21 protein-coding genes and 2 pseudogenes are annotated in these 21,378 nt (G+C 59.0%); 15 read left to right on the top strand and 8 right to left on the bottom strand.

The annotated features are described in order from the left end of the window. Window positions 1-21: 21 nt before the first annotated feature. The 3 genes from AC1D3C_RS04950 to AC1D3C_RS04940 are packed head-to-tail and all read left to right on the top strand — an operon-like array spanning window position 22 to window position 1,744. Entirely contained in the window at window positions 22-411 is a 390-nt protein-coding gene (locus AC1D3C_RS04950; protein ID WP_040125208.1) for an ester cyclase, read from the top strand. 40 nt (window positions 412-451) lie between these two features. After that, the gene (locus tag AC1D3C_RS04945) at window positions 452-1,207 is read left to right on the top strand and encodes a helix-turn-helix transcriptional regulator (RefSeq protein ID WP_040125209.1); all 756 of its coding nucleotides are present in this window, start codon (window positions 452-454) and stop codon (window positions 1,205-1,207) included. A 12-nt stretch (window positions 1,208-1,219) separates the two neighbouring features. After that, window positions 1,220-1,744, top strand: coding sequence for a nuclear transport factor 2 family protein (locus AC1D3C_RS04940; protein WP_157885325.1), 525 nt, complete (start codon window positions 1,220-1,222; stop codon window positions 1,742-1,744). A 45-nt stretch (window positions 1,745-1,789) separates the two neighbouring features. Here AC1D3C_RS04940 and AC1D3C_RS04935 read toward each other — a convergent pair whose 3' ends face one another. Continuing rightward, complete coding sequence (locus tag AC1D3C_RS04935) at window positions 1,790-2,713, bottom strand: AraC family transcriptional regulator (protein WP_040125213.1); 924 nt, start codon at window positions 2,711-2,713, stop codon at window positions 1,790-1,792. Window positions 2,714-2,786: 73 nt separating this feature from the next. Here AC1D3C_RS04935 and AC1D3C_RS04930 point away from each other — a divergent pair, with 73 nt between their 5' ends. From AC1D3C_RS04930 to AC1D3C_RS04920, 3 genes are all read left to right on the top strand, one after another. Beyond that, window positions 2,787-3,521, top strand: a complete 735-nt coding sequence (locus AC1D3C_RS04930) for an SDR family oxidoreductase (RefSeq protein WP_040125214.1) — start codon at window positions 2,787-2,789, stop codon at window positions 3,519-3,521. A 187-nt stretch (window positions 3,522-3,708) separates the two neighbouring features. Beyond that, complete coding sequence (locus AC1D3C_RS04925; protein ID WP_040125216.1) at window positions 3,709-4,158, top strand: MarR family winged helix-turn-helix transcriptional regulator; 450 nt, start codon at window positions 3,709-3,711, stop codon at window positions 4,156-4,158. Window positions 4,159-4,162: 4 nt separating this feature from the next. After that, entirely contained in the window at window positions 4,163-4,978 is an 816-nt protein-coding gene (locus AC1D3C_RS04920) for an NAD-dependent epimerase/dehydratase family protein (protein ID WP_477482107.1), read from the top strand. 381 nt (window positions 4,979-5,359) lie between these two features. Here AC1D3C_RS04920 and AC1D3C_RS04915 read toward each other — a convergent pair whose 3' ends face one another. Continuing rightward, a complete protein-coding gene (locus AC1D3C_RS04915; RefSeq protein ID WP_040125220.1) occupies window positions 5,360-5,929 on the bottom strand; it encodes a TetR/AcrR family transcriptional regulator in 570 nt (189 codons plus the stop codon). A 91-nt stretch (window positions 5,930-6,020) separates the two neighbouring features. On the opposite strand from AC1D3C_RS04915, the gene AC1D3C_RS04910 reads away from it, so the two are divergent. Beyond that, entirely contained in the window at window positions 6,021-6,764 is a 744-nt protein-coding gene (locus AC1D3C_RS04910) for an SDR family NAD(P)-dependent oxidoreductase (protein WP_040125223.1), read from the top strand. Window positions 6,765-7,117: 353 nt separating this feature from the next. Here the strand turns inward: AC1D3C_RS04910 and AC1D3C_RS04905 are convergent, their stop codons facing one another. Both AC1D3C_RS04905 and edd read right to left on the bottom strand, forming a co-directional pair. Next, window positions 7,118-8,125, bottom strand: a complete 1,008-nt coding sequence (locus AC1D3C_RS04905) for a Gfo/Idh/MocA family protein (protein ID WP_040125224.1) — start codon at window positions 8,123-8,125, stop codon at window positions 7,118-7,120. 23 nt (window positions 8,126-8,148) lie between these two features. Beyond that, a complete protein-coding gene (gene edd, locus AC1D3C_RS04900; protein WP_040125226.1) occupies window positions 8,149-9,963 on the bottom strand; it encodes a phosphogluconate dehydratase in 1,815 nt (604 codons plus the stop codon). 354 nt (window positions 9,964-10,317) lie between these two features. Between edd and AC1D3C_RS04895 the strand changes: the two genes are divergently transcribed. The 7 genes from AC1D3C_RS04895 to AC1D3C_RS04865 are packed head-to-tail and all read left to right on the top strand — an operon-like array spanning window position 10,318 to window position 16,302. Further along, window positions 10,318-11,229 carry a PfkB family carbohydrate kinase gene (locus AC1D3C_RS04895; protein WP_477482106.1) on the top strand — a complete coding sequence of 304 codons (912 nt, stop codon included), beginning with the start codon at window positions 10,318-10,320 and terminating at the stop codon, window positions 11,227-11,229. Next, window positions 11,154-12,278, top strand: a complete 1,125-nt coding sequence (locus tag AC1D3C_RS04890; protein WP_477482105.1) for a tagatose 1,6-diphosphate aldolase — start codon at window positions 11,154-11,156, stop codon at window positions 12,276-12,278. The genes AC1D3C_RS04895 and AC1D3C_RS04890 overlap by 76 nt, the downstream gene beginning before the upstream one ends. 24 nt (window positions 12,279-12,302) lie before the next feature. After that, entirely contained in the window at window positions 12,303-12,974 is a 672-nt protein-coding gene (locus tag AC1D3C_RS04885; protein ID WP_051900577.1) for an amino acid ABC transporter permease, read from the top strand. Between the two features lies 1 nt (window position 12,975). Beyond that, window positions 12,976-13,620 (top strand): amino acid ABC transporter permease, encoded by a 645-nt coding sequence (locus tag AC1D3C_RS04880; RefSeq protein WP_040125232.1) that lies wholly within the window; start codon window positions 12,976-12,978, stop codon window positions 13,618-13,620. 22 nt (window positions 13,621-13,642) lie between these two features. Beyond that, window positions 13,643-14,437 (top strand): transporter substrate-binding domain-containing protein, encoded by a 795-nt coding sequence (locus tag AC1D3C_RS04875; RefSeq protein ID WP_051900578.1) that lies wholly within the window; start codon window positions 13,643-13,645, stop codon window positions 14,435-14,437. Window positions 14,438-14,495: 58 nt separating this feature from the next. After that, on the top strand, window positions 14,496-15,518 hold the full coding sequence (gene fba, locus AC1D3C_RS04870; protein WP_040125234.1) for a class II fructose-bisphosphate aldolase: 1,023 nt from the start codon (window positions 14,496-14,498) through the stop codon (window positions 15,516-15,518). Between the two features lie 19 nt (window positions 15,519-15,537). Further along, window positions 15,538-16,302, top strand: coding sequence for an amino acid ABC transporter ATP-binding protein (locus AC1D3C_RS04865; protein ID WP_040125857.1), 765 nt, complete (start codon window positions 15,538-15,540; stop codon window positions 16,300-16,302). Window positions 16,303-16,353: 51 nt separating this feature from the next. Here the strand turns inward: AC1D3C_RS04865 and AC1D3C_RS04860 are convergent, their stop codons facing one another. From AC1D3C_RS04860 to AC1D3C_RS04845, 4 genes and pseudogenes are all read right to left on the bottom strand, one after another. Beyond that, window positions 16,354-17,109, bottom strand: a complete 756-nt coding sequence (locus tag AC1D3C_RS04860) for a FadR/GntR family transcriptional regulator (protein ID WP_065814815.1) — start codon at window positions 17,107-17,109, stop codon at window positions 16,354-16,356. Window positions 17,110-17,196: 87 nt separating this feature from the next. Beyond that, window positions 17,197-17,757, bottom strand: a pseudogene (locus AC1D3C_RS04855) (IS6 family transposase); the annotation flags it as partial. Window positions 17,758-17,778: 21 nt separating this feature from the next. Next, window positions 17,779-19,287: pseudogene (locus AC1D3C_RS04850) on the bottom strand (methyl-accepting chemotaxis protein). A 104-nt stretch (window positions 19,288-19,391) separates the two neighbouring features. Further along, window positions 19,392-19,631: a hypothetical protein gene (locus AC1D3C_RS04845; RefSeq protein WP_157885326.1), complete on the bottom strand. Its 240-nt coding sequence runs from the start codon at window positions 19,629-19,631 to the stop codon at window positions 19,392-19,394. A 277-nt stretch (window positions 19,632-19,908) separates the two neighbouring features. Here AC1D3C_RS04845 and AC1D3C_RS04840 point away from each other — a divergent pair, with 277 nt between their 5' ends. Then, window positions 19,909-21,378, top strand: a complete 1,470-nt coding sequence (locus AC1D3C_RS04840; RefSeq protein WP_040125238.1) for a multicopper oxidase family protein — start codon at window positions 19,909-19,911, stop codon at window positions 21,376-21,378.

Below are 21,378 nucleotides of genomic sequence, written 5' to 3'. Positions count from 1 at the left end.
ACATCTGTGCGAGGACCGACAATGACCACAATTGATCTTGCAAACGTCTACCTCGGGTATATCGCCTGCCTGAACAGCCAAGATTGGGAAAATCTCGGACGCTTCGTCCAGGATGATGTTCGTCGCAACAGCACTATGCTTGGCCTGAGTGGATACCGGCGAATGCTCGAGGATAATTTCGAGCAGATGCCGGACCTCCATTTCGACATCCAGATCCTTGTCGCTGAACCGCCCCATATCGCGGCCCGGCTGTGGTTCGACGTTACGCCGAAAGGGCAATTTCTTGGCGTTCCTGTGAACGGTCGGAAGGTGGCCTTCGCGGAGAACGTCTTCTACGAATTCCGAGGAGGCCGAATCCAAGAGGTTTGGTCAGTCATCGACAAGGCTGGTATCGAGGGTCAACTTAGATAATCTCCTAAGAAAACGGCATTTGTCGAGAAAGAGCCTGTATATGTCGAGAACGGGGCGTCTATTTGAACTAATAAGCCTGCTACGAGCACGCAGGATGCCCGTTACGGCGCAATATTTGGCGCGTGAACTAGGTATCTCGCGGCGGAGCGTATACCGGGACATTGAGACGCTACGCTCGCTCGGAGCGCCTCTCGATGGACAGGCGGGTATCGGCTATCGTCTGGGAGAAGGCTTCTTTCTCCCAGAATTCGCGTTTTCATCGGATGAACTGGACGCGGTAATCCTCGGTTTAGGCTGGGTGCGGCAGCGCGCCGATCCCGCCTTGGCACAAGGCAGCGAGAGGGCTCTTGCGAAGATACTTTCCGCCAGAAAAAACGGCCCAGCGACAAATGATGCGCCACCTGCTCTCGTAACCGCGGCCTCGGCGTCGGAGCGCAAGGACCCTCCGCAGGTCGCTTTGTTGCGAGATGCCATCCGCCGGCAACACAAAGTCGCGATCAGCTATGGGGACACCCACGGCAGGTTGTCGGATCGGACCGTCTGGCCGATCGCCATCGTCTATTTCGATGATGTGCGCGTATTGGCGGCCTGGTGCGAACATAGATCGGCTTTCCGCCACTTCCGCGTCGATCGTCTGCAACTACGGACGGTTTCGGAGGAGCGCTACCCCGGTCGACGCCAATCCCTCGCGGCGCGGTGGCGGCAGCAGGATCGTGATTGGCGTTCGATGATGACGGTTTCTGACACGTCGAGGGGCTATCAATCGACGGGTGCAATCGCTCCACGCACCCTGTGAAAGGAAAGATAGATGGCCTTGCCCGGTTCGAACCCGATCGCGGCGCAACAGTGGGGCAGCGCAGTCCTGCGTTACGCAGTTATCCTAGTGAGTTTGGTGGTTTTACCAATCCCGGCTTCAGCACAGGCAGTTCCGGGTCCGGCGAAAAGAGAAGGATCAGCTATGACGAATCAAGAAGCCTGGAAGATCTACAAAAAATATCTAAGCGCTTGGAATACAACCTCGATCGAAGAGCGTTTGAAGATCGCCAACGAGGTTTTGAGCGAGAACATCGAATACCACACTGCAAGACATGACCTGACCACCGGTCGCTCGCTAGTCATCGAAGACATGGCCACGTTCCATGAGAGATTCCCGGGCGGACATTTCGAAATCGGCGATATCTCTTCGCACCACAATGTGGCTCTATTGACTTGGGTTATCATCCAGGCCGATGGCAAGGAGTTTGCTCGCGGAGGTGATCAAATCACAGTCGGTAGCAACGGACAGATCTCTAAAATAACGACCTTTGCGCCGTCTGTAAAAGATCCGAATTAATTTCTGCGAATTGAATTTGGCACTCGCGTCGCGCGTCTGCTTGCGTCACGATGCCGGGCCAGCTTTCGGAGGGCTTCCGAACTCGCGCTTAAAAGCGTGACCGAACGCGCTCTGGGACTCGTAGCCAACGCTCCTTGCTATAGTGGCAACATTCGCATCCCCCCTAGCCAGCGCCGCACGAGCAATGGTTAGGCGCCACGCCCGCAAGTAGGTGAGCGGCGGTTGACCTACGCGGCGGGCGAAGGCGGCGGAAAAAGCGGCGCGCGACATACCGGCGACGCTCGCGAGCCCGGCCACCGTCCAAGGCCGCGAGACATCCTCGTGGATCGCTTGGAGAACCCGACCTAGCCGGGGGTCTGAGAGCGCGCCAAACCATCCAATTCCGACTTGCTCGGGCTGGCTTGCGTAGGCGCGGATCGCTTCTACCAACAAGATGTCGGCCAGGCGTGAACTGACGACTTCTCCGCCAATTCTGTCTCGCTGGATCTCGTCGTTCATCAGATTGAGGATCGTTGCTATTGCTCCCGACGCAGGCGTGCCGCGGGGGACGAGCAAAAAGTCCGGCAGCATGTCGAGCAGGAAGTCTGCATTGTCAGCGGCAAAGCTGACCGTTCCTCCAATCCCTATTGTGTCATTGCCTCCGAAGCGGGCCACGTCGCAACCAGAAGCCCCATAAAAGACCTGTCCATCGATCGGCGTTTGGCCCGGATCGCTTGCCACTACATAGGGAGTGCGTCCTAGCAGACCGACGTCACCCGCCTGCATGAACTGAGGCTCGCGTGAAGGCAGCAGCATCCAGCTCGTGCCGCGCAACACCGCGACGAACTTGAGCCGATCCATTGCGGGAAACGCGAGAGCCCATTCACCCGCGGCCTCCATTCGGGTGCGCCGCGTCACCCTCGCACCAAGGACATCGAGCACATTCGATAGTGGGTCGGCCACCAGTTTGGACGATTGCGACAACTTCATAGCCTACGAAGCATAGATCATCTTGCCGCGCTTGGCTATTTTCTTCGGAAGAACTCGGCGATGGAGATCGGCAATGAGCGTCGAAGGCAAAGTCGTCGCGATCACAGGGGCAAGCAGTGGCATTGGATGCGCGACGGCGAAATTGCTGGCGAAACATGGCGCTTACGTTGTGCTCGGCGCCCGCAACGAGAAGGCCCTCGCAGCGATCACGGCCGAGATGACCGCTGCGGGCGGCAAGGCTGCGTTCCTAGCGACCGATGTCCGCCGCCGGCGCGATCTTGAAGCGCTTGTTGGATTGGCGGTCGAACGAGGCGGCAAACTTGATGCCATCGTTAACAACGCCGGAATTGGGCCGATCTCGCGATTCGACGCGCTGCGTGTCGAGGATTGGGACGCAATGATAGACGTTAATCTGCGTGGCACTCTCTACGGGATCGCCGCCGCGCTGCCGGTGTTCACGCGGCAGGGAAGCGGCCACATAATCAACGTCATCTCCACCGCGGGTATCAAGATACTACCGACGATGGGCGTTTACGCCGCGACCAAGAATGCAGTCCGGACGGTGACGGAAGCCCTGAGGCAGGAGGCGGGACCGAAGCTTCGCGTCACGGAGATATCACCGGGAATGGTCGCCACGAACTTCGGAGACTCGATTACAGACCAGGCAGTCAAGGAGGCCATCGGTAAGCGCTTAGGAAATATCGCGATCCCTCCCGGTGCAGTCGCACGGGGCATTCTCTTCGCACTGGAGCAGCCGCCCGAAGTCAATGTCGGCAGCATCGTCATTCGGCCGACCGCACAGGACTGAGGAGCGGTGCTCGAGCTTCAGCGTTGAAGCGATGCCGCTGGATGCGGAATTTCTCGTATCGGCGCGTGCCCGGGCTTGTTCGCAGCCACATCACCTTCGTCGGAGCAGCACCACACGACACTTGACAGTTCGTTTGGTACCTTGCAATATTCGCAAGCTACCAAACAATTGGAGGGACCTTGTCCTCATGCGGGACGAACGAGACGTCGAACATCTGACTGTGGGGGCATGGACAAAGCGATGCTATTTTGCGGGACGGGCCCTCATGGACGCGACGCTGCGACCATACGATCTGGGTTCGACGCAGTGGTACGTTCTCTGGCATCTGGCAAACGCTGGTCCGATGGTGCAGCGCGATCTCGGACGTGCGCTTGAGCTCGAACGGGCGACTTTGAGCGGGATCATCGCCACGCTCGTTCGCAAAGGGCTGGTCCGGCAGACCTCGGATGGAGAAGACCAGCGCCAGCGTCTTCTGACACTCACGAGTTCTGGCGAGGCCCTGTGGCGGGAGATCCCAGACCTCTCGTTTATTCACCAAGCTGCTTTTGACGGTATCGATGAGGCCGATCTGGCCACGACGATGCGCGTCCTTCGATTGGCGACCGAGCGGCTACAGACCCTCTCACGAAAGGTATGAGCTAATGACAATACTGATAACTGGAGCGACGGGCCTTGTTGGCGAGCGCCTTGTTCCGCGGCTGGTAGAAGCAGGCCTTGCTTGCCGGTTGCTGCTGCGGGCAGGGAAAACCTGCCCCCCGGGAGCAACGGCCGTGACCGGCGATATTCTTGACCCTTTGACGCTTTCGGAGGCTGTTTGGGGTGTTTCGGCAATCGTGCATCTGGCGGCCATCTTTCGCACCTCGGATACAGATTTGATCTGGAAGAGCAACCTAGAGGGCACCCGCAATTTGATCGCCGCTGTAAAAGCTGATGCGCCTGATGCTCGCTTCATTATGGCGAGCACGTCGAATGTCTATAACAAGAACTCGACCCAGCCCGGCCGGGAGACAGATAGTGTTGAGCCGGAACAAGCCTACCCCGCCAGCAAGGTCGCAGCCGAGAAACTGCTGCGCGAGAGTGGCTTGAACTGGTCGATCTTACGGTTCCCGTTTGTTTATGGCGACGGCGACGGTCACCTGGAGATGCTGCCAAAGCACCTGGTCGCCTTCGGCTTCCATCCCGCCAATCGCATGAGCACGATACACCATCGCGATATTGCAACGGCGATGAGATTGGCGCTGGCAGGCGCCTTCGATGGCCGGATCGTTAACATATCCGATGAAGCGCCGACGACGGTCTATGAATTGGCGGGAATCGTGGGGCAAGAAATGGAACCCTCGGCCGAGGCAATGCAAAATCCATGGTACCTCCATGTTGATGCATCGCTCGCGCGGAGTCTTGGTTTCCGGCCGGTCGTGAGGACGGTGTACCAGGCTGCGCAGGAAAAAATACTGTAGGGCAATAATGCGTGTCCTGCAGGCGCCCGATTATGCTGCTTCGAAGCAACCGCTTCTATTGGCGCGCTGGCCGTATGCGGTCCCGGTTGATAGTTCGGGCCTGAGGAGCGTTCCCCCGTCGCGCGTCCTCGATCTGCTGGCGGCGACACTTTCTTCCGGACCGAGACCGGCGGGGCCACGCGAGGCGGCAAGACCACTGACGGTCGGACGCACAAGTCGCCGGGCAGTGGCGGGCCAAGTTGCGCCACGCCCGTATAGTCGCGCGGGAGCACTGACATCATAAGTGACCATCGCAATTACGGTCGGAACGACTTCTCCATAGGCAAGCCGAAGAAAGATCCAATCAAACAGCCAATGCTGGACCGGGATGCGCCGAAGAGGCTATTGCGGAGATCCACCGCGTGAGGCGACGCCACTTGTAAAGACGCTAACCAAATGCGCTATATGCGCTTCAGGCAAATTGTCCTGCTCTGTGGCGAGCGAGATTGCGGTCGCTACGCACACAAGATCATCGAAGCTGATGTCTGATCGAACTGCCCCTGCCTTCTGCGCACTGTTCAACAGGCGAACGCCTTCGGCCGTGGTTGCGAGACATCCGGGCGTCCCGATTCTCATAACCATCCCGAGCGATGCTGCCAGACCACGATAGACGTTTGTGTGCTGAACGAGGCCTTCCAAATATGCGCGTAAAGCGTCCAAAGGATCAAGTTTGGATGCTCTGGCACGGCTCGCCTCCGCAAAAGCCAGAAATCGGGCGCTGTATGTGGCGGCCAAGAGGTCTTCTCTCGTCGGAAAGCGGCGATAAAGCGTCCCGATCCCGACCCCGGCGCGCTTTGCGACGTCGTCCAATGAAACGCCCGCGCCTCGCTCCAGAAAGACCTCCTCCGCTGCGGCAAGGATCCGCTCCTTGTTCAGCCGCGCATCGACTCGCAATGGAGTTTCGTCCGCCAAAAAATCGACCTCACTGTGACTTGTAAGTGGAGAATATCTCCATATAGTAAATGGAGCAATCCTCCACTTACTGCAAAAGCGAGCGAATGGCATGACGAAGCGATTTGAGGACAAGGTCGTGGTGATCACGGGCGGGACGGACGGCATAGGCTTGGCAGCGGCCAAGTTGTTTGCAGCAGAAGGTGCCTATACGTATGTCACCGGCCGCCGGCAGGAACGTCTAGATGAGGCCCTAGAGGAAATCGGCAACGGCGCCATTGGCGTTCAAGGCGATGTCAGCGATCTCGCGGACCTCGACAAACTCTATGCAGAAGTAAAGCGTGATCACGGCCGCGTTGACGTGGTATTCGCCAATGCCGGCGTGTCCGAGTCCGCCCCGATTGGCGCGATTGAAGAAGATCATTTCGACCGGGTCTTCAATATCAACGTCAAAGGTATGGTCTTTACGGTGCAGAAGGCTCTACCGCTGATGCCTTCCGGCGGCGCTGTCGTGTTGACCGGATCGGGGGCGGGCAGCAAGGGCTTTGCCAACCTATCCATCTATAGCGCCACCAAGGCAGCGATTCGCTCGTTCGCACGAACTTGGACGATCGATCTGAAAAGCCAGGGTATTCGTGTGAACGTCGTTTCGCCCGGCATGGTCCTGACACCGGCAATGCAGACCTATCTGCAGAACAATGCCGACGCTGAGGAGTGGATGCAGCAGGCTATTCCGTTCGGCAGGCTTGCCCAGACTGAAGAGGTCGCCAAGGCGGTGCTGTTTCTGGCATCGAACGATAGTAGCTTCGTTGGCGGCGAAGAACTATTTGTCGACGGCGGCTTCGTGGCGGTGTGAGAACCGAGTACCGGGACCGTCGAGACGTCTGGCTTCTATAGAACGGCGCCCCAGCACAGACCGGCGGCACGAGGGTGTCGTTTCGGCCGGCACATGCACCCGCTTGGGCAGACCTTGGTCACTGTCTCCGCCACAGTGTTGCTCAAAAAGGAAGGTGGCCGTATTGAGACACCCCACCCGGGTGACGTCGAGTGGATCCCTCCTCAGGTGAAGCCGAAACGAGGAACTCGAACTCCGATTCCCGGCATCACCTGCACGGGCAGCGTCACGATCGCCTTGAATGGATTCGAACCTTGACCCGCTCTTTGTGGAATAAGATAGCTGCTAGCCGCGACGCCAAATCATGTTTGAACTCAAAAAGATATCGCGATCTTCGGTCCGACGTTGCTGGAACGTGCGGCGATCGACATTGCAATTGCAACAGAGATTGCGATTCTTCCATCTTCCCCGATAGCGAGCGGGCGAGTGCCAGTTGTCATCGCCCGGTGTAGGTATCGAATAACCTCCGTATAGGGATCGACATGCGAAAGCGGAATCGGCCTTTCGCCTGCGGCCATTACAAGCTTGAGCGCACCGGCTGGCCGGCCGGAAAGGCAATCGCTGGCATAAAGGCTGCCTTCGGTTCCATTAATGACGACCTCCGTCGCGCTGCCGGGCACGTTGAACGCATCGAAGGTTTGCGCGACGAGGCCGGACGGAAAGCGCATCGTGCTCATGACGGCCTGGGCGATCGACGACGATTCGACTGCAACATCGCTCGTCATGGCCGTCACCTCTAGCGGGGTTTCCGCAAGCAGGTACCGCAGAAGATCGATATCATGCGTCGCTTTGTCGAAAATGATCCCGCTTCCGGGTTCATCCGTCAGCCGGCCACGATAAAGATGGCTTGGCAGCACGCCTGCATTGATAACGCGCGCGAAAAGCGGCTGGCCGATCGCGCCGCTTTGGACAAGCGCGGCCATCTCGCGATTGACCGTCGAGCCGCGCAAGTGGTGGTTGACGCCCAGGATGACTCCCGCGCTCCGGCAGCCCTCGATCATCTCGGCGGCTTCCTCGAGGCTCGTCGCAAGAGGCTTTTCGCACAGGACATGTTTGCCGGCGGAGGCTGCTGCAAGCACATGCGCATGGTGCAGCCTGTTGACGCTCGAAACATAAACCGCATCGCAGTGGTCAAAGAACTCGCCCAGATCCGTCGTGCGAGCGGATATGCCGAGGGCGTCGGCAAACGCATCGGCCCGCCCACGGTCGGACGAATAGACCGAGGCGACATGACCACCATTTGAGCGGATCGCATTGACGAGCCTTTCACGCGCGATCGTCGATGCGCCCAGCAGCCCCCAGCGAATTTTGTTTTCCGACATGCCGATGCCCTATGATTGAACCTTCAAAAAAGGAAGCTCGCTCCGTCTTCGGAACTTGAGACGGCGCGGCGGGCATTGGCGAAAAGCTCCCGGCCGATGCCGCGCTTGGCGCGGTGTGGCATTGCAAGCCGCTTGCGGCCGGCGATCGTCGCCTCATCGACGAGCATTTCCAGAGTGCCTGTCACCGGGTCGATCCTGACCATGTCACCATCCCGCACGAGCGCAAGCGGTCCTCCATCGGCTGCCTCGGGCGAGACATGGATGGCCGCCGGGATCTTGCCGGAAGCGCCGGACATGCGCCCGTCGGTCACCAGAGCCACCTTGAAGCCGCGATCCTGCAGAACGCCAAGGGCGGAACTGAGCTTGTGAAGTTCCGGCATGCCGCAGGCCTTCGGTCCTTGAAAGGGCAGGACCGCGACGAAATCTCGGTCCAACTCCCCCGCTTTGAAGGCCAGCATGAGCTGCTCCTGCGTTTCGAAGATTTTCGCGGGAGCCGTCACAGCACCGCGACCTCCCTTCACCGCCGAAACCTTGATGACGGAGCGACCGAGATTGCCGGTCAGCACCCGGAGACCGCCCGTCGGCTGAAACGGTTTTCCGGCAGAACGCAGAACGCTTTCATCCGATGAAGTACCGTGGTGATCGCACCATTCGACGGCATCATTCACAAGTACCGGTACCTGCCGGTATCGGTCTAGACCTTCGCCGGCGATCGTATTCACATCCGCATGAAGAAGCCCATGATCGAGCAACGTCGCGATCAGCGATCGCATGCCGCCGGCCGCATGAAACAGGTTGATGTCGGCAGGCCCGTTCGGATAGGCCCGCGCGACAAGCGGTATCACCTCCGAGAGGTTGGAGAAGTCGTCCCAGGTGATGATGATGCCGGCCACACGAGCCATGGCAACCAAATGGATCGTATGGTTTGTGGATCCGCCCGTTGCAAGCAGGCCAATGATGCCGTTGACGATCGTCTCCACACCGACGATCCGCGATATCGGCGTAAACTTTGGGCCGGGCCTGGAGATTTCCAGCGCGCATCTGACCGCAGCCCGCGTCAGCGCATCTCGCAGCGGCGTGTTCGGATTGACGAAACTGGAGCCGGGAAGATGCAGCCCCATGATCTCCATGAGCATCTGGTTGGAATTTGCCGTGCCGTAGAATGTGCAGGTTCCGGGCGCGTGATAGGAGCGAGCTTCGGATTCCAGCAGTTCTTGCTGCCCCACCTTGCCTTCCGCATGCAACTGCCGGACCCTGACCTTTTCCGAGTTCGACAGACCGGTCGGCATCGGTCCTCCGGGAACGAAGACTGCCGGAAGATGGCCGAAGGCCAGTGCACCCATGACAAGCCCTGGTACGATCTTGTCGCAGACCCCCAGATAGAGCGCCGCATCGAAAGCGTCATGGCTGAGCGCGATCGCCGTGGACATGGCAATGACGTCCCGCGAGAACAGGGACAGTTCCATGCCCTCCCTACCCTGCGTGATGCCGTCGCACATGGCCGGCACGCCTCCGGCCACCTGCGCGATCGCGCCGAGACAGTTTGCCTCGCGGCGGATGATGTCAGGAAAGCGCTCGAACGGCTGGTGAGCCGACACCATGTCGTTATAGGCCGTCACGATCGCCAGATTTGACGCTTTCGCAGCCAGCAGCGCAGTCTTGTCTGCAATGGGACAGGCTGCGGCGACATGCGCCGCATTCGCGCAGGGCATCGTGTTTCGCCGCGGCCCGTCGCGATTGAGCGCTTCTTCGACCATGGCCTCATATTCCGCGCGGGTCTGCGCGGAGCGGTTTCGGATTCTGTCGGTGACGTGGAGTATCGTGTCGATCGGTTTCACTAGAGTGTTCCGGAGCTTGGCGGTGCGAAGACCGTGTTGGCCATGATGGCATTGAGATCACTTGTAAAATTTGACAACGACATGTCAAGGGAACGACCTTGTCTTCCCGTTCGCACCGGATCTGATTTTCCTCGCAATATCTGCAAACATCTGAATTTTAACGATATATCTACGTTTAAAAAATATTTACCCTAACCTTCGAGGGCTCTCCTTACGTTACGCATGAAAAAATCATGCCATCATGTAAATTTTATTGACTACATGTCCGCGAATTTTTATGGTGCCGGCAATGGGAGGCGAAAGGCTTGCAGCAAGGCAAGAACGCCCCCTGTCGTTTTGAATTGGAGGTTCCGGGTGGGTTTAAGCAAGCAGCGGATCGTGCATCTGGGAAACGCGTTTCTCGACACGATCGTCTATCTGCCGACGCTGCCGACGCAGCCGAGCAAGATCCGGGCGCTTGACGTGTTGAAGACCGGCGGCGGAATTGCCGCGACGGCTGCCTATACCACGGCGCTATTGGGCGCAGAGACCGTCTATTGGGGCCGCCTCGGCAATGACGAGACCGGCGACCAGATTTTGGCCCGCCTCGCGGCCGTCGGTGTTGATACCCGCTCGGTCCGGCGTGTGGATGGCGGGGTCAGCCCGATAGGTACGATCCTCGTATCTCCGGATGGCGACCGCATGGCATTCGGTTTCATCGGCCGGAACCTTGGCAATGAGGCAGAATGGCTTCCTTTGAGCCAGCTTGATGGCGTGACCGGCGTGCTTGCCGACTACAGTTGGTGGGAAGGCGCTGCGGCAATGTTCGAGGCTGCCCGCAAGCGCAACATCGTCAGCGTCCTCGATGCCGATGTCGGCGACATGGATGCGGTTCACAAGCTCCTGCATCTCCCCGACCACGTCGTCTTCTCTGCGGCCTGCCTTCGCCGCCTTTCTGGTAGCGACGACATCGAAACCGGTCTTCGCCACGCGCGCGGCCTGTGTCGGGGCGTGGTTGCCGTCACGGATGGCGAGCATGGTTTCTTCTGGCTGGATGACTCGGGCGTCCGAAATGTGCCGGCCTTTCCCATCRAGGCGATCGATACCAATGGTGCGGGCGACATTTTCCACGGCGCCTATACGCTGGCCGTCGCGGAAGACCTCGATGTCGAAAATGCAGCCCGTTTTGCGAGCGCCACTGCCGCGCTGAAATGCGCCAAGGGCAGCGGCTGGGAAAGCATCCCCGATCGCAGCGCCGTCGAAGATTTTCTCAAGAGGAGTGCGTGATGAATATTACCCCCGGCAAACTTTGGGGTCTGCGCCGGCTGGCGGACGAAAACGGCCGCTTCAAGATGCTGGCGATGGATCAGACCGGGCCGATCGTCAACCCGATCAAGGCCGCCCTCAATGTCGCTCACGCACCTTACCATCATATTGCTGCGGTGAAGCGGCTGCTCGGGACCTACCTGGCGCCGAAGGCTTCGGCGGTGCTGATCGATCCGCCACTCGGCTATTCGGCCACGGTCCATGGCATTTCCGCGCGCAAAGGGCTGCTGGTTGCAACGGAATGGGCGACCTGGGAAGTGACGAAGAACGGGCGCAAGTCACAAAACATTCCCGGATGGAATCCGGGCGTCATCCGCAAGATCGGCGGCGACGGGGTCAAGGTGAACCTCTGGTTTCGCGCCGATGTCAGCGATGACGTGAAGGAACATCAACTCGCCTATCTCAACAGCGTAAAGCGGGATTGCCGCGAGAACGATATTCCTTTCATCCTCGAGTTCCTCGTATACCCCTTCCCGGATGAGACACAGGAAGCGTTCAATGCGCGTCGTGTCGAACTCGTGGCCGGTTCACTTGCAGACACGGACATCATGAATCCGGAAGGCGTGGACGTCTACAAGCTCGAACCGCCGACCGAAACCGTCGATGTGCCCGATCCGGACGCCCCCGATGCAGCCCGCATCCAGAAGCGGTTCGATGACATGGCGAAGGGTCTGGGTCGCCCGTGGGTGCTTCTAAGCGCAGGCTCCACACCAGAAGACTTCCTGAGGCTCCTCACCTATGCATACCGCGCAGGCGCAAGCGGATACCTCGCCGGCCGCGCCATATGGTCCAAGGCCTTTTCGAACTTCCCCGATATGGCGGCTATGGAAAAGGCCTTGGCAGATCAGGCCCCGCGCATCATGGATGACCTGAACGCACTGACCGACAGGATGGCGACCCCGTGGCGCGAGAACCGCAACTGGGAAAACAGCGTCACTGCATCGCCTGCGGGCGAGGATTTCGCACCGCGCTATGCCGATTTTGCAAGAACGGGCAACCTCGTAGCCTGATCCGCAGCCATCTGGAGACTTTTAGTGGGATATCTCGATTTTACCGGAGTGCTATCACGCAGCGACCTTCTGCTGAAGGGCATGTTGCTGACCGCACAGATTTCGGTCATCTCGATGGTGTTCGCGCTGATGATTGCCGTTCTGGTCGCAAGTGTCTCCCTCAGCAGCAGTCGGTTCGTCCGGCTGCCGGCCGTCGTCTATGTGGAGGCGATCCGCAATACGCCGTTCATCGTGCAGGTCTTCCTGATCTATTTCGGCCTGCCAAGCTTCGGCATCCGGCTCGACCCCACGGTCGCCGCCATCCTCGCTATGTCGATCTATGGAGGCGCCTATTGCAGCGAAGTCATTCGTGCCGGTATCCAGAGCATCACCAAGGGGCAGATCGAAGCCGGCCGCGCGCTCGGCATGTCTCCGCTGACCATTTTCAAGCATGTGATCTTCAAGCCCGCGCTTGCGGCCGTTTTTCCGTCACTCGCTGCGCAGTTCATTCTGCTTCTTCTGTCGTCCAGCGTCGTCTCCGCGATCTCGGTCCCCGAGCTTACCGGCATCGGCAATGACATTCAGGGCATCACACTGCGAAACATGGAAATCTACCTCGTCATCGCGGTCGTGTACGTCGTTCTCGTCGCTGTGCTGAAAGGCGTGATGACGGTCCTTGAACGCGTCCTGTTTCCATTCAAGTTCCTGGGGCGATAAGATGTTTCAGCAATTCAGCCTCACCCATGTCCAGTTCATGCTGACCGGTCTCGGCTGGACCATCGGTCTGGCGCTCATCGCGCTGGTCGGCGGTTCGATTGCCGGGTCCGCGATAGCCCTGATGCGCATTTCAGCCAATCCTGTCGTCGGTCGGCTCGCACAGTTCTACATTTTCGTGGTGCAGGGCACACCGCTGCTCGTAACCCTGTTCATCGCCTATTTCGGCGTCACCTATATCGGCATTTCGGTGCAGCCGATCGTCGCGATCGCCGTCGCCTTTTCGCTCTACGCAGCGGCATTTCTTGGAGAAATCTGGCGCGGCGCCATCCAGTCCGTCCCGAAGGGACAACGGGAAGGCGCGCATGCGCTCGGCCTTGGTCGCGCCGACGCGATGATCCACATCATTGTGCCGCAAGCAATCCGGATCGCCATTCCGCCTACAGTCGGCTTTTTCGTCCAGCTCATAAAGAACACCTCGCTGGCTTCCGTCGTCGGCATCGTCGAGCTGACGCGCACGTCCCAGATCGTCAGCAACGCCACGTTCAAGCCGCTTGAGGTTTATCTGACCGCCGCGGCTTTCTATTTCCTTGTCTGCTTCCCGCTGACGCTGTTCAGCCGCAGCCTCGAGAAACGTCTGAAATCCTAACATCGTAACGGAGGAGAAAACGATGCTCGCATTTATAAGGAAAGCTGTCGTCGGCGTAGTTGCCGCGGCTTGCCTTTCATCCGTCGCTGTCGCACAGCAAACCACGAATACCTTCGACGAGATCATCAAGCGTGGCAAGATCGTCGTCGGCATCTCGCTGTCGACGCCGCCTTACGGCATGACGGACACCAGCATGAAGCCGTCCGGTTTCGACGTTGCAATYGCAAACCTGATCTCCCGGGATCTCGGTGTGAAGCTTGAAATCGTCGACCAGGTTTCGCAGGCCCGAATCCCCAACCTGACGACCGGCAAGGTCGATATCGTCATCTCCTCTCTCGGCATCACGGCGGAACGCGCTAAGGCCATCATGTACAGCAACTCGATCTATGTCGACGAGCAGATGGTCATCGCGCCGACCGCCTCCAAGCTCGACAACCTCGAAGCTCTGGTCGGCAAGCGCGTTGGCGTGACCCGCGCCAGCACCAACGACACGATCATCACCCAGAAGGCCGTGCAGGGCACCAACATCCAGCGTTTCGAAGATGACGCCTCGACCAATCAGGCACTGTTCACAGGCCAAGTCGATGCGATCGTTTCCGGCGCCGCTGCTGCCAATGCCATTAACGCGCAGACGGACAAGTTCGCGCGCAAATTCGCCGTCCGCCAGTCCCCGATGGGTATAGGCGTCCGCCGCGGCGATTACGACCTCCACCAGTGGCTCAACACCGAGATCATGATGCTGTGGAGCGGTGGCGAGCTGCAGGCTGCCCAGAAACAATGGCTGGGCATCGTCAACGAAGACGTTCCGCGCTTCTAATTTCATTTCATGGCCTGCAGCCGGGCTGCAGGCCAATCCTCACGAGAAAGCTGCCTATATGCCCAAAATAACGCTCAGACAATTGCTCGACCACGCCGCCGAACATCACTATGGCGTGCCCGCGTTCAGTGTCACTTGCATGGAACAGATGCTGGCGGTCATGAACGCCGCCAGTGCGGTTGATGCGCCCGTCATTCTGCAGGTCGGCACCAAGGCCCGCTCCTATGCGGGCGACATCATGATCGAGCACCTGTTTGCGGCGCTGGAAAAGATCTACCCGGATATCCCGATGGTGGTGCACCAGGACCACGGCAATAGCGAGGCGACGTGCGCGACCGCCCTTCAGCACAAGTTCACATCGGTGATGATGGACGGATCGCTGCTCGAAGACGCCAAGACGCCCTCCGACTACGACTACAATGCCCGCGTGACCGCGCGCGTATCCGAAGTCGCGCATTACATGGGTGCGTCGGTCGAAGGCGAGATCGGCGTTCTGGGGAAGCTCCAGTCGCGGACCGACGAACGTATGCTGACCGACCCGGACGAAGCAGTGAATTTTGTTAAGGCGACCAAGGTCGATGCCCTCGCCATCGCGATGGGCACTTCACACGGCGCCTACAAATTCAGCCGCAAGCCGGATGGCGAAGTCCTGGCCATGGACCGGCTGGAGGAAATTCACCGGCGCCTGCCCAACACCCATCTCGTGATGCACGGCTCCTCCTCGGTTCCGCAGGAATTACAGGACATCATGAACAAGTACGGTGCGGACATAAAGCAGACCTGGGGCGTACCGATCGAAGAAATCCAGCGCGGCATCAAGCATGGCGTCCGCAAGATCAATATCGATACCGATAACCGGATGGCGCTGGTCGGCCAGATCCGCCGGGTGATGCACGAAGACCCCAAAGAATTCGACATCCGCAACATGATGAAGCCCGGAATGGACGCCATTACCAAGCTCTGCAAGCAGCGGCTTGAAGAGTTTGGCACGGCTGGGCACGCTGCGAAGATCAAGGTCATCCCGTTGGCGGATATGGCGGGCCGATACGCTTCCGGCGAATTCGACCCGAAGATTGTCTGACGGCCACAAGGAAAAGACTGTGAGCGCAAATCATTCGAACGGAAAATCCGATGGAGCGGTCGTGGAGGCGAGGCAGGTGTCGAAGTCCTTCGGAGCCTTCCGGGCGCTGCGGAACATCGATCTGACCGTCAGCCGCGGCGAAACAATCGTGATCTGCGGTCCATCCGGATCCGGTAAATCGACCCTGATCCGCTGCCTCAACGCGCTGGAGCAATATCAATCCGGCTCTCTGCACGTCTGTGGCATCGATGTAACGGATACACGCCAGTCGATCGATGCGGTGCGGCGGCGCACCGGCATGGTCTTCCAGAATTTCAATCTTTTCCCGCATATGACCGTGCTGGAAAACTGCATGATCGCGCCGATGAAGGTAAAAGGCGCGTCGGGCGAGGAAGCCCGGGCGACCGCACAACGTTTCCTCGAACGGGTCCGGATTCCGGAACAGGCCGGCAAATATCCATCGCAACTTTCGGGCGGACAGCAGCAGCGCGTCGCGATCGCACGAGCACTCTCCATGAGCCCCGAACTGATGTTGTTCGACGAGCCGACATCGGCACTGGATCCGGAAATGGTCCGCGAAGTGCTCGATACGATGGTCGAGCTTGCCAAGGAAGGCGGCACGATGATCTGCGTGACGCACGAGATGCATTTCGCGCGTCAGGTCGCCGATCGCATCATCTTCATGGATGCCGGTGCGATCGTCGAGACAGGCAAGCCGGATGACTTCTTCTCAAATCCGAAGACGGCAAGAGCTCAGGAATTCCTGGCCCAGATCCTGCACTGAAGCGCCGGGGCCTATACCGAAAAGAATGACGGGTGCCTTTCCTGCCGTCCGTTATTCGTCGTGTTTCGGCCGGGCGCCATTCAGGCGCCCGGCCTCCAGATGTTGCGCATCGAGTATAGCTGCCCGCGCCTGGAGCAGGTGATATTTCATGTAGCTCGCCGCGGAATCACTATCTTCGATGCTGATCGCGTTGAATATCCGCGTATGCTCTTCTACGACACGCAGACGCCGCGCCGGTGCGCGTTCCCTTGCAAGCTCTAGCCCGATATTCATGGTTTCCAGAACTGGCCGGCGAAGGTCTCTCAGCAAGACGGGAAAATATTCATTGCCGGCGGCAATCGCGATTGCGTCGTGAAAGGCAATGTCCTGTGACTGGCCCAGTTCACCCCGCATGATCGCTTCGTTCAGATCGTCGATCGTCTGCCGGATTGCCTCAAGATGTCCGCGCGAACGTCGCAGCGCCGCAAGCCGCGCAGCCTCGACTTCAATGACGATTCTCGGCTCGAAAGAACGTACATAACTGGATAGGCTAGCCGCATCGGCCAACTCCGTCAGCCTCATGGACGGCTTCGTCGAAACGAACGTGCCGATACCCCGCCGCGATTGGACCAACCCATCTGTAGATAGGCGTAAAAGCGCCTCGCGGACCACGGGTCGCGACACATCGAAGGCGAGCGACAGTTCCGCTTCTGAAGGAAGCTTGTCGCCCTCCGTGAATTTTCCGGACGTAATCTCAGAAAGGATTTGTCCATACACGGTATCAGCGAGTTTCTCTTTTCTGGCGGGTGTTACGGTGATCTGAGACATGCCCGTACCTTAGCCGAGTTTTGTATTTGGAGAAACGGTGATGTCACGTTGTTTGGCTGAAGCCGGACGAAGCGCTTGCCGTTGATCTCAGGTAGCTGTGCCGGTTACGGCCTTCCACTGCGCGATTGCCTGGATCCGATGAAGGTGAATGGCGAGGGCGGAGTGCGTCTGGTGCGGCGGGACGAAAAGATTTCTGACCGCTGAAAACACCGAGATAAATCGTCGCAAGCCGCCGGCGGATCGGAAGCCTTGCATCACCCGCTCTCGTTTTCGCAGTGGCAGGTGTGAATTCTCCGCGCGATTGTTCAGCCCCTTGTGCGATCGGTGTTCGACGGTAGGCATCACATCCCGCTTTGCCGCTCCACATGAGCGCAGTTTGTCGGTGATGATCCGCTTCGGCGTGAGGCCTTGCTGCTTCTGTAGCCTGACCAGCAATCGCTTGGCAGCCTTGGTGTCGCGACGGGTCTGTACGATTTCGTCAAGAACATAGCCGTCCTGGTCGACGGCGCGCCAAAGCCAGTGTTGTCGACCGCCGATGGAGATCACCACTTCGTCCAGATGCCAGATATCCTTTCGGGAAGGCTCCTTTCTGCGCAACCGCTTCGCATATGCCGAGCCAAATTTGCATCCCCAGCGCCGGATCGTCTGAAGTAGCTTGCCAGTGAAAAGCTACGCCGCAGTGCGCTTGGGTTGCGGGTTTGCCGACATGGGGCTTGCTGAACCTCCAATCCGGAAACGCCCGATCAGGGATGCAAGCCGCTGACTGATCTGCGAGAGGCTCTGCGTTGAGGCGTTAGTCTCCTCCATCAGCGCGGCATTCTGCTGCGTGATCTGGTCCATGTTGCGCACAGCAGTATTGATCTCCTGAATGCCGGAAGCCTGCTCCTGCGCTGATTGTGCAACGGAGTTGATATTCTCCTTGATGGAGCCAACCCTGTCTCCGATGGTGTTCAAGGATTCACCTGTAAGGTTCACAAGTTCTACGCCCCTCCTTACGTCGGCCGATGAACGAGAGATCAGCTCCTTGATCTCCTTCGCTGCCGCGGCAGATCGTTGCGCCAGTTCGCGAACCTCCTGTGCCACGACAGCAAAGCCTTTGCCCTGTTCGCCAGCGCGCGCGGCTTCAACTCCGGCATTGAGCGCCAGGAGGTTCGTCTGGAAAGCGATTTCATCGATGACGCCGATGATCTGGTTCATTTTCTGCGAAGACGTTTCGATGTCGCCCATCGCAGCAATCGCCTGGTCGACGATCTGGCCCGACTTGGCAGTCTCTGCAGCAGATTCCTGAACAACTGTCTGAACGTCTCGCACCCGGTTCGCGGATTGTCCCGAAATCGTGGTGATCTCTTCCAGGGCCGCAGCACTTTCTTCCAACGCAGAGGCCTGATGTTCGGTGCGTTTGGCCATGTCATTGGCTGCGGATGCGATGCCCTCCACTTCCGCACGGACATCTTCGACCGATCGGTGTATTTCCAGCATGGCACCGTCCAGTGCCGCCACCGATGAATTGAAGTTCTGCTTCAGTGCATCGAAGCTCGGCGCAAGGGGCTCGCGAAGTTGGGCAGTTAGATCTCCTTCTGCGAGGCGCGAAAGCCCACCGGCCAATGCGGACAACGCAGCATCCTGTTCTGCCTTCTCCACTGCACGCTGTGTTTCAAGGCGCGCTCGTTCCTCGGCCAAGGTATCGAGATAAACGGAAATGGCATAATCCATATCGATCAGGGCAGCTTTGGTGACCGCGACAAGATCGTTCGAGAGCTTCTCAGCCTTTCGCCCATGAAGGAAACCCTTCAACTCCTCCTTGATCACTGCCCGGATGATCCCCTCCAGGATCATCGCATAGCCACCGATATACCAGCGAGGCTCAAGCCCGATCCGAGCATGCACACGGCCTACAGTTGTGACGCCTTCGACGTAATTCTCGTTGTATTGTCCGGAGGCGATGATGTCCCAATGCTTCGCTTGCCGATCTTTCGCGTGCGCAACATGGGCCTCATTGGAGAAGAATCGCGCGGTCTGCGGATGCTAAGTGATCTTCCGGTAGAAGGCATCAAGGGTCTCACCGATAGTACCTCGTATAATCGTGTGGATCCCTGACAGGCTGCGCAGCTGGGCTGCGTCGAGGCCTACGAACTGAAGTCTGTCCTGGAGATCGGTGGTCTTGCTTGTGCCTGTCATGAGGACCTCGAAGAAATGTCGAAAGGTTGCAGGGGAATGGGTAGCAACGCGGGTGCAGAGAGCGCCATAATTTCAGATCATGCTTAATTTAGTATTATGGCATACTATATATCGACGCCGCCGTTGGAAGGTTGACGGAGATCAAGGCCGATAAACCCGCATCCGGTATTCCTCGTTCCGGACGAAGCGAGCTGAACATGAACCTGCGCGAGCGGAAAAGCGTGATCTGGAGGATGATAGCGGTCGTTTTTGCCGCCGTCGTTCTTTTCGCTGCGCCAGTTTCTCACGTCGCCCCTCATTTCTGCCCAACCGAGCAGAGCGCGTCCGACAGCCATGGCGGTCATGGCCACGATCATCCGAGGACGACATCTAGTTTGGACGACAAGGCCTGCTGCAGCGCCACTTGCGCCGCTTGCCTGGCGGTAGTTTCCGATGCGAGCCAGCCGGTTCTTTCGCTGACCCCGCTTGGCCCGGTTGCCGACATGCCGACAGATCTTGCCGGGACAGACCCTTCGCCGGGACTGGAGCCGCCCCGATCCTTCGCGTGACGAGACACCCGCCCCGTGCGGGTAAATCATCATCAGCACGGTCGGAATGCCGGCCAGGATCGAGAGAACTATCATGTACCGTCGAGAATTCCTCAAGACGCTCGCCGTCGGCGCGGCAGCAGTCTCACCTCTATTAAGCGCCTCCACCGGCAGAGCGGATGCATCGTCCTCTGACCTCGTGATCGGGAAACGGACCCTTGAGGTAAAAGGCAGGCCGGCAACCGTGTTCGGCCTGACAGACCGAAAAGGTCGGCCCGGACTTGTCTGGGATGCGCAGACGCAGTTCAATCTCCGGCTTGGCAACGATACGCCGGAAGACACGCTGATCCACTGGCACGGATTGACGCCTCCTTGGGCCATGGACGGCGTTCCCGGCAATCCGGCTGCACTGCTGAAGGCCAAGGAGATCAGGGACTACGACTTTCCGATCGGCAGAGGCGGCACACACTGGATGCACGCCCACACCTTGCAGGAACAGGCTCTCCTAGCGGCCCCGCTCATCGTGCGCACGGCCGAGGATCGCTCTCGCGACGAGCAGGAGATCGTCGTCCTTCTTCATGACTTTTCCTTCAAGTCGCCTGAAGAACTGCTGGCGGAACTCAAGGCGGGCGGGTCCGGACACGGCAACATGCCGATGGGCGGTCAGAGCATGACGCCGATGATGTCGAAGATGCACGCCCAGCATCAGATGCCGATGAGCGGCGGTTCAAGCACGGCTGCGTCGATGACGGGCATGCAGGGCATGGACCTGAACGACATCGAATATGACGCCTATCTTGCCAACGATCGCACCCTGGACGACCCGGAAATCGTCACTGTTGAGAAAGGTGGCAGGGTCCGCCTGCGGATTATCAACGGAGCAACCGCAACCGCATTCACCATCGACACTGGTAGCGTAACCGGCAGCCTGATTGCAGTTGACGGCATGGAGGTGGTGCCAGTCGCCGGCAAACGTTTCCCGATATCCATGGGACAGCGGCTCGATATCCGGCTGCAGCTTCCTTCCGGATCAGGCACGTTACCGATCCTGGCACTGCGCGAGGGAGCTGGGGAAAGGACGGGCATCATTCTTGCGACGACGGGGGCTCCCGTGACCAGGCTCGCCTCGGTTGCGCCGGAACGGGGGCCGGTCCTCGACCTCGCGCTTGAGCAGCAGTTGCGAGGTGTCGAGCCGCTTCCGGCCCGCTCACCCGACCATCGCTATGACCTTGCACTGACCGGCGGCATGGCCGGATACACATGGGCGATCGAAGCGGCAGAGGCCTTGAACGTCTCTCGGGGGCAGCGTGTCCGGATACTGATGCGCAACATGTCGATGATGGCCCATCCGATGCACTTGCATGGGCATCATTTCCAGGTGGTCGCCGTCAATGGGAGAACATTCGCGGGCGCAGTGCGGGACACCGTTCTTTTACCGCCAATGGCAGAGGTCGCGGTGGAGTTCGACGCCGAAAATCCGGGCCGGTGGCCGCTTCATTGCCACCATCTCTATCATATGGCCGCGGGGATGATGTCCTTCATCACCTACGACGGCGCGATCTGA

The organism is Neorhizobium sp. P1_A6 (assembly GCF_056406795.1).
Note: the sequence above shows the minus strand (reverse complement) of the source record. Positions and strands in the feature narration are given on the sequence as shown.

Excerpts from the sequence above, each read along its gene's own strand:
- AC1D3C_RS04950 (WP_040125208.1), top strand. The coding sequence starts at position 22 with ATGACCACAATTGATCTTGCAAACGTCTACCTCGGGTATATCGCCTGC.
- AC1D3C_RS04945 (WP_040125209.1), top strand. The coding sequence starts at position 452 with ATGTCGAGAACGGGGCGTCTATTTGAACTAATAAGCCTGCTACGAGCA.
- AC1D3C_RS04940 (WP_157885325.1), top strand. The coding sequence starts at position 1,220 with ATGGCCTTGCCCGGTTCGAACCCGATCGCGGCGCAACAGTGGGGCAGC.
- AC1D3C_RS04935 (WP_040125213.1), bottom strand. The coding sequence starts at position 2,713 with ATGAAGTTGTCGCAATCGTCCAAACTGGTGGCCGACCCACTATCGAAT.
- AC1D3C_RS04930 (WP_040125214.1), top strand. The coding sequence starts at position 2,787 with ATGAGCGTCGAAGGCAAAGTCGTCGCGATCACAGGGGCAAGCAGTGGC.
- AC1D3C_RS04925 (WP_040125216.1), top strand. The coding sequence starts at position 3,709 with ATGCGGGACGAACGAGACGTCGAACATCTGACTGTGGGGGCATGGACA.
- AC1D3C_RS04920 (WP_477482107.1), top strand. The coding sequence starts at position 4,163 with ATGACAATACTGATAACTGGAGCGACGGGCCTTGTTGGCGAGCGCCTT.
- AC1D3C_RS04910 (WP_040125223.1), top strand. The coding sequence starts at position 6,021 with ATGACGAAGCGATTTGAGGACAAGGTCGTGGTGATCACGGGCGGGACG.
- AC1D3C_RS04905 (WP_040125224.1), bottom strand. The coding sequence starts at position 8,125 with ATGTCGGAAAACAAAATTCGCTGGGGGCTGCTGGGCGCATCGACGATC.
- AC1D3C_RS04890 (WP_477482105.1), top strand. The coding sequence starts at position 11,154 with ATGCGCCAAGGGCAGCGGCTGGGAAAGCATCCCCGATCGCAGCGCCGT.
- AC1D3C_RS04880 (WP_040125232.1), top strand. The coding sequence starts at position 12,976 with ATGTTTCAGCAATTCAGCCTCACCCATGTCCAGTTCATGCTGACCGGT.
- fba (WP_040125234.1), top strand. The coding sequence starts at position 14,496 with ATGCCCAAAATAACGCTCAGACAATTGCTCGACCACGCCGCCGAACAT.
- AC1D3C_RS04860 (WP_065814815.1), bottom strand. The coding sequence starts at position 17,109 with ATGTCTCAGATCACCGTAACACCCGCCAGAAAAGAGAAACTCGCTGAT.
- AC1D3C_RS04845 (WP_157885326.1), bottom strand. The coding sequence starts at position 19,631 with ATGACCGCCATGGCTGTCGGACGCGCTCTGCTCGGTTGGGCAGAAATG.
- AC1D3C_RS04840 (WP_040125238.1), top strand. The coding sequence starts at position 19,909 with ATGTACCGTCGAGAATTCCTCAAGACGCTCGCCGTCGGCGCGGCAGCA.